General features: G+C 64.6%; 5 protein-coding genes. 1 reads left to right on the forward strand and 4 read right to left on the reverse strand.

Annotated elements, in window-relative coordinates; translation table 11 throughout:
* Positions 1-85 precede the first annotated feature (85 nt).
* Entirely contained in the window at positions 86-2452 is a 2367-nt protein-coding gene (locus tag ACO6VM_RS22910; protein WP_401055748.1) for a penicillin acylase family protein, read from the reverse strand.
* Positions 2453-2538: 86 nt separating this feature from the next.
* On the opposite strand from ACO6VM_RS22910, the gene ACO6VM_RS22915 reads away from it, so the two are divergent.
* On the forward strand, positions 2539-3090 hold the full coding sequence (locus tag ACO6VM_RS22915; RefSeq protein ID WP_401055746.1) for a sugar O-acetyltransferase: 552 nt from the start codon (positions 2539-2541) through the stop codon (positions 3088-3090).
* 39 nt (positions 3091-3129) lie between these two features.
* On the opposite strand, the gene ACO6VM_RS22920 is transcribed toward ACO6VM_RS22915, so the two are convergent.
* From ACO6VM_RS22920 to ACO6VM_RS22930, 3 genes are all read right to left on the reverse strand, one after another.
* On the reverse strand, positions 3130-3405 hold the full coding sequence (locus ACO6VM_RS22920; RefSeq protein WP_390968137.1) for a bacteriocin immunity protein: 276 nt from the start codon (positions 3403-3405) through the stop codon (positions 3130-3132).
* On the reverse strand, positions 3402-5603 hold the full coding sequence (locus ACO6VM_RS22925) for an S-type pyocin domain-containing protein (protein WP_422403854.1): 2202 nt from the start codon (positions 5601-5603) through the stop codon (positions 3402-3404). The genes ACO6VM_RS22920 and ACO6VM_RS22925 overlap by 4 nt, the downstream gene beginning before the upstream one ends.
* Before the next feature lie 65 nt (positions 5604-5668).
* Positions 5669-6244 (reverse strand): DUF6436 domain-containing protein, encoded by a 576-nt coding sequence (locus ACO6VM_RS22930; RefSeq protein WP_401055742.1) that lies wholly within the window; start codon positions 6242-6244, stop codon positions 5669-5671.
* Positions 6245-6312 lie beyond the last annotated feature (68 nt).

The raw sequence follows: 6312 nt of genomic DNA on the forward strand, positions 1-6312 counted from the left end.
TTTTTTCCTCTTGTTGCAGACCCCTTCTCTCTCTTTTTCCTCTTTCCCCCCCCCCCCCCCCCCGCGATGGGGGCGAAAGAGCCAATCAGTTCCCGGGCACCAACCGCAACGTGCTCTGCGCCGGGATCACCCCCATACGCGCCTTGTGATAGCGCCCCTCGATGTAATCCTCTGCCTGGTCGCCATAGTGCTTGTCGAACGGCACGCCGCTTTGCCCGACCGGGTTGATGGTCAAGGCCGCGCCGGCGTCGGCGAAGTCGATCACCCGCCGGGTGGAGGGGCCATAGGTGACCGGCCAGGGCGCCGGGCCGATCTTCGCCGAAAGGTTGTTCGGCACCTCGTGGGTGCCCGGGGCGGCGAAGGGGCCAACGTTGAACAGCAGGTTCAGCGGCTTCTTCACTCCCAGCGGGTGGTTGTGGGTGAGGGTGTGGGCCTTGCCCCATTGCCAGTTGGCCGGGTCCTTGCCGAAGGTCTCGCCCAGGTGCTTGAGGCTGCGCTGCCAGGCCAGCCGCACGATGGCGCGGCGGTCGGTGTGTTCATTGCCGCCGCGCAGGTTCCACCAGGGTGAGGCTGGGTCGGCGGCCAGCCGCGGCAGGGCCGCGTCGATGGCACGGGTGCTGATCAGGATCGGGAACCAGGTATCGCCCAGCTCGTCATGCAGCGCAGCGAAAGCCAGTTCGTAGAGGAACTGGTTGAACAGCGTGGCGCTGGTGGAGTCCAGTGGGTAGTCGCCGCGCCAGGCGGCCAGCTGTTCGACCAGCTCTTTCTCTTCGTCCCCTTGGGCCACGCTGCGCAAGGTGCCCAGCAGCGGCGCCAGGGTGCGTGGGCCGTAGTCGTTGCTGGTGTCCAGCTGCAGGGCCTGGCTGTTCTGGGTGTCCCACTTGATGTCCGGGTTGTTCAGGTGGCGGTCCAGCTGGCGGCCGCGGTCGGCCAGGTTGTAGTAGCCGGGCACCGGCACCACCGCCGGTGGCTGGTAGTTGGCCGAGACGATGTAGCCGCTGGCCGGGTTCTCCTGCTGCGGATTGACGCTGAACGGGTAGAAGCCGGGCTTGTCGGCCTGGGCGCTGCTGCCGTCGAGGATGAACGCCGGGTTCACCCCGTCCGGGCGGATCGGCAGGCGCGCCGCCGCCCACCAGCCGATATCGCCACGGGCGTTGGCCCAGACCAGGTTCAGCCCTGGCGCCTGCACCTTGGCTGCGGCTTCGCGCATCTTGTCCAGGGTGTCGGCGCGGTTGATCTGGTAGAAGCCTTCGAGGATCGGGTTATCGGTTTCCAGGAACGCCCACCACATGGCGATGGGCGCAGCGCCGGCGCTGTTGCCCAGCACCGTGTTGACGATCGGGCCGTGGGGCGAGCGGCGCAGGGTGAGGGGCACCGGCTGCTCGCCTTTGACGGCGATCTGCTGCTCGGTTTTTTCCAGGGTCTGCCAGCGGCCATCGACCATCACCTGCTCGGGGTTGGCCGGGTTGGTCTTTTCGGCGATCAGGTCGACGTCGTCGTTCTGGAACATGGTGAGGCTCCAGCCGAAGTCGCGGCTGTGGCCAAGCAGGGCGAACGGGTTGAGCGCCTGGAAGTAGCCGTACAGGTTGAAGCCCGGCGCTGACAGCTCGGCCTCGTACCACACCGCCGGCACCGCGAAGCTGATGTGCGGATCGCCCGCCAGCAACGGGCGGCCGCTGCGGGTGCGGCTGCCGGCCACGGCCCAGGCATTGCTGCCCTCGAACTGGGGGATGCCGGCCTCAATCAGGGCCTCATGGCTGAGCCGCGCCAGCTGTTCCAGGCTGCGCCAGTCGGCGGCGGCCAGCGGCGTGGCGATGGCACCGTCGGGCTGCCAGTCGAGGTCGAAGATCTTCAGGTAATCGGCGCCGAGCTGGTCGCGGATGTAGGTAAGCGCGGGTTCGGTGCGAAAGGCCGCGGCGAAGCTGTAGGCCAGGTAGCCGGCGATGCTCAGGGTGTCCTCGGCGGTGAATGGGCGCGGGGTGATACCAAGCAGGTCGAACTCCATCGGTTTGGGATGACTGGCCTGCCACTGGTTCACGCCATCGAGGTAGGCCTGCAAGGCTATCCAGGCCGGGGCCTGGCGGTCCTGGCGCTGCACCATCAGCGCGGCCTGCTCGCGGATGCGCAGGCTGCGGAACAGGGTGTCGGTGGGCAGCAACTTGTCGCCCAACACCTCGGCCAGTTCGCCACGGGCCAGGCGGCGCATGATCTCCATCTGGAACAGGCGGTCCTGGGCGTGCACGTAACCCAGGGCGCGGTACAGGTCCTGCTCGTTCTGCGCCTGCAGGTGCGGTACGCCGCGTGCGTCATAACGGGCGGTGACCGGCGCTTGCAGCCCGGCAAGGGCCAGTTCGCCCTCGCGCTGGGGCTGCTTGCCCTGCACATACCAGTAACCGGTGCCGGCAGCGGCCACGGCAATCACCACGGCCAGCAGGGTCAGGCTGCGCTTCATCGAGACTCCTTGTGCACTCGAGCGAAAAATGTGGTCCGATCATCGGCGGATTCGCGCACTGAGCATAGCCCCAACAAGGAGTTTCCATGTCCCTCAGCGAAAAACAGAAAATGCTGCAAGGCCAGCTCTACCACGCTGGCTGCCCGGAACTTCAGGCCGAGCAGATCGCCAACAAGCACTGGATGCACCGCTACAACGCCAGCGTCGAGCTGCTCAACGAAGCCCGCCACGGGTTGCTGGTGGAGCACTTCGGCAGCGTCGGCGACGCTGTGGTGATCCGCCCGCCGTTCTATTGCGACTACGGCTACAACCTCAGTGTTGGCGCCAATACCTTCATGAACTTCAACTGCGTGATCCTCGACGTGCTGCCGGTGCGCATCGGCGCCGACTGCCAGATCGGCCCGGCGGTGCAGATCTACACCGCCGACCACCCGCTCGACCCTGATCTGCGCCGCAGCGGCCTGGAAAGCGGGCGGCCGGTGACCATCGGCGACAACGTGTGGATCGGCGGCGGGGCGATCATCCTGCCGGGGGTGACCGTTGGCGATAACGCCGTGGTCGGCGCTGGCAGCGTGGTCACCCGCGATGTACCGGCGGGGGCGGTGGTGGTGGGTAATCCGGCGCGGGTGCGGGGCTGAAGCCAAAAAGCCCTGCGGTGTTGGCCGCAGGGCTTTGAGTCAGTCAGGTTTGAAGCCGGGTTTGCCGTTGGCTGCGCGCCATTCTTTGACGCGGTTGACGACGCCCTGTGGGCTGTCATCTGCACCCTCGCCGGGGTAGTAGATCAGGTCAGAGCCAATAGGGTTTTCGATGATTTCTTCGAATTTACAAACCAGATCATCTTGATATTGACCAAATGCCTTTCCATTGAGGCCAGAGCGGTTTTCGAAGAACTCTCCAATGAACGCTAGGAACTCGGCTTCTGTAAAATCTTCAAGTCGACTCTTGTTGATCATTCCTCACTCCTTTTGCTGTGGTGAGCGATGTGTTGATGAGGTGTCATGATGGTGATGTTATCCATGTCATATACCGCGCCACCTCTGGCTACTTCGGCAATGTGATGGAGCTCGAATGTACCTCGCTTCCCCGCACGTTCGGCTGCGGGAACATGGGGCGCGCTGCCTTCTTCCACTCTCTGTTGATTACTCAAGGTGAAGTGCTGTCTGAACTCTGGATCGGCCCCTACCTCCCTCCAAAACGCCTCCCGCAGCCTATCGAAACTACTGAACCTGCGACCCCTCAACTTATCCGCAATCCTTGCAGGAATCGGCGCGCCTTCTGGTGTGACTGCGGCCTCAAGAAAGCGATCCGGCGTCACCTGCCCGTGACCGCTGGCCACCCCGGCGATCTGCCGTGGGTCGCGGAACATCACGTAGATTGGCGCCAGCCCCGCGTCGACCGGGAAGACGATCACGTAGTCGTCGGGCTGCTCATCCGGCAGGGCAGGGAAAGTGCGGATGTCGAGCTCGGGCGGTACCTGAATGAGGCCGTCGGTGTGCTTGCGCAGGTCCTCGACGATAGGCAGGCCTGGAATATGGCTGCCTGTCTCCGGGTCATAGCTGCTCAGCGTGCTGGGCGGTGTGGCTGGGTGCCAGAGCAGGATGGCGCCGCCCGGGCCTTCGGCAGTGAAGCGATAGGCGCCCAGGCCGTTGTCCCATTCGGCCTGGCGTACCCGCACGTCGCGCTGCACGCTGCTGCCATCGGCGGCGGCCAGGTACACCACGGTCTCTGTGCCCGAGGGTACCGCGTTCATGCGTAGCGGCAGCTCCAGGGTCTGGCCGGCAAGACGGTTGGCGTCCAGTGTCTGGTCCGCGCCTGGGGCCAGCCAGGCCAGCGGTACGCTCACGCCCATGCGCTCGCCATTGCCCAGGCGCGTCGAGTAGAGCATCAACGGCGCGTAACGTGCGGCAGCCGCGACACCCTGGGCCAGCACATGGGTGGCGAGCCTTTGCAGCGCTTCGCCGAAGGCTGCCCACGCCGGTTCGAAGTGCGCCACTGCGCCACGCGAACTGGCCAGTACCAAGGCATGGCGGGTGCTGGAGGTCCAGGCCTCGAAGGTGACGGGGGTGTTGCTTGGCGTGCTTCCGTTGAGCATGGCCAGGTGCACTTGCTCATCGAACGCGGTGTCGATGGCCTGCTGCGCCATCGTGTCCAGTTGGGTAGTGGTGGTGTCTTGCGCAGGCCAGGTGCCGCTCTCGTGGATCATCTGGACCTTGAGCTGCAGCAACTCCTCCCTGCGCTCGTAAGGCGCCTGGGGCTGCTCCAGCCCGAGCGTGAAATCAACGTCTTTGATTTCATGCTCCAGTGCTTGGGCGTCTTGCTGTGCTTGCGCGGCGTGCTGTCGCAACCTGGCCTTGGACTGGATCAGATCAGAAGTTTGTTGCTCCGGCGTGTGGGCATGCTCCGCTGCAGTCTTCGGGGTGATGCCATCTTGATGGTGCTGCTGGAGCGCGTTCAGCACCCCTTGCAGCGATGAGGAGAGGCGCTGCAGTTCCTGCGTGCTGGTGAAGAACCGGGCAAGACTCTGTTCGATCCGCTGGATCTGTCGGTTCACCTGCTCGCGTTGTTGTGACTTGAGCCTGGCACTTTCCAGCTTGGGCGTCAGGTCGGCGCGACGTTGATGCAGTTCGGCGATCTTTTTCTCAAGGCGTATGGTTTCGAACGCGGCGCGATAGGAAGCCAGCCAAGCCTGGCGGGACTTTGCCGCGTTATTCTGCTGCCGTGCCACGCTGACGAAATCGTTGACACTGCGGGAGATGGGCGTGCTGCCGAAGAAACTGTTGGCTTGTTGTCGTGCCTGCTTCAGCTGGGCCTGATAACTTGCGGTGACCTGCTCGACGGCTGTTATCTGGCGTTCGGTGCTTTCAGTTTCGCTCAGCCCGGAAAGCGAGCCGGTACTGGCCTCGATAGCCTGGTCGAGCTGCTCGCCCTGGGTGAATTGCAACCAAGCGTGGTCGATGTGGGTTTGACGTGTGTCGGCCTCTACCTGCACGACCAGATTGAAGTCCACTCTGCCAGGGTTGGTCGTATAGACCATCTGGTGCGGCGGCATTGGCGTCTGGTCAGTGGAGTGCGAGGGGGCCAGGTAGTAGATCTTGTCTTGAAGTGCTTTTACATAAGACTCATCAAGTGGGATGGGACCTTTGGATGACATACAGTGCTCCTTGTGCTGTATGTCGCTACGCTAGGGATCCTCTCGGGCTGCTCTGCGGTAGAAGCTTATCGATGGCTGCCTATCTGCCAGGGGCAATAGCACCCTACGGCGAGGGTATTGGAGGCCTGCACCGGCCTGCCATCCATGAGCGCCTTGAGCACCGGTTCGATGAAGCTGTTGCTCGAATTGCACACCGCGCCTTCGCTGTAGGGGCCGAAGTAGGCCAGGTCGCCGTTGCGGTCCCAGATCGCCACGGCGGGGGTGGCCGGCAGGTGTTCGCTGCCGGGCAGCCCGGCCAGGGGTTTGAGCGCAGCGAGGTTGGCGGGCAGCTGGCCGTGGCTGCCGGGCCGTTGCACCACGTGGAAGCTGACCCCCTGCGGGACGAAGTGCTCGAGCAGTTCGCCCAGGTGCTGCTGGTTGCCGACGTTGCACGGGCAGGCCGGGTCCCAGAAATGCACCACGCGGATCGGGCCGGGGCCGGCCAGTTCTGGCGGCAGGCGCAGCTGGCTGCCGTCGAACAGTGTGGCCTGGTTGTCGAAGGGGCGCAGGTAGCGGGCCTGGAAGCTGTCGTAGGCCCACCACAGGGCGGCGGCGCAGAGCAGGGCAATACTGGTTGAAAGCAGCGTCTTGGTAATTCGCATGAGAGTCCGCAATCCCTGTGGGAGCGGGGGGGGGGGGGGGGGGGGGGGGGGGGGGGGGGGGAGGCAAG

The sequence above is a fragment of the Pseudomonas sp. GZD-209 genome (genome assembly GCF_049310485.1).
In the GTDB taxonomy this organism is placed as follows: Bacteria; Pseudomonadota; Gammaproteobacteria; order Pseudomonadales; family Pseudomonadaceae; genus Aquipseudomonas; species Aquipseudomonas sichuanensis.

Bases quoted from the DNA above. Each gene is read 5' to 3' on its own strand.
- ACO6VM_RS22910 (WP_401055748.1), bottom strand. From the start codon at position 2,452: ATGAAGCGCAGCCTGACCCTGCTGGCCGTGGTGATTGCCGTGGCCGCT.
- ACO6VM_RS22915 (WP_401055746.1), top strand. From the start codon at position 2,539: ATGTCCCTCAGCGAAAAACAGAAAATGCTGCAAGGCCAGCTCTACCAC.
- ACO6VM_RS22920 (WP_390968137.1), bottom strand. From the start codon at position 3,405: ATGATCAACAAGAGTCGACTTGAAGATTTTACAGAAGCCGAGTTCCTA.
- ACO6VM_RS22925 (WP_422403854.1), bottom strand. From the start codon at position 5,603: ATGTCATCCAAAGGTCCCATCCCACTTGATGAGTCTTATGTAAAAGCA.
- ACO6VM_RS22930 (WP_401055742.1), bottom strand. From the start codon at position 6,244: ATGCGAATTACCAAGACGCTGCTTTCAACCAGTATTGCCCTGCTCTGC.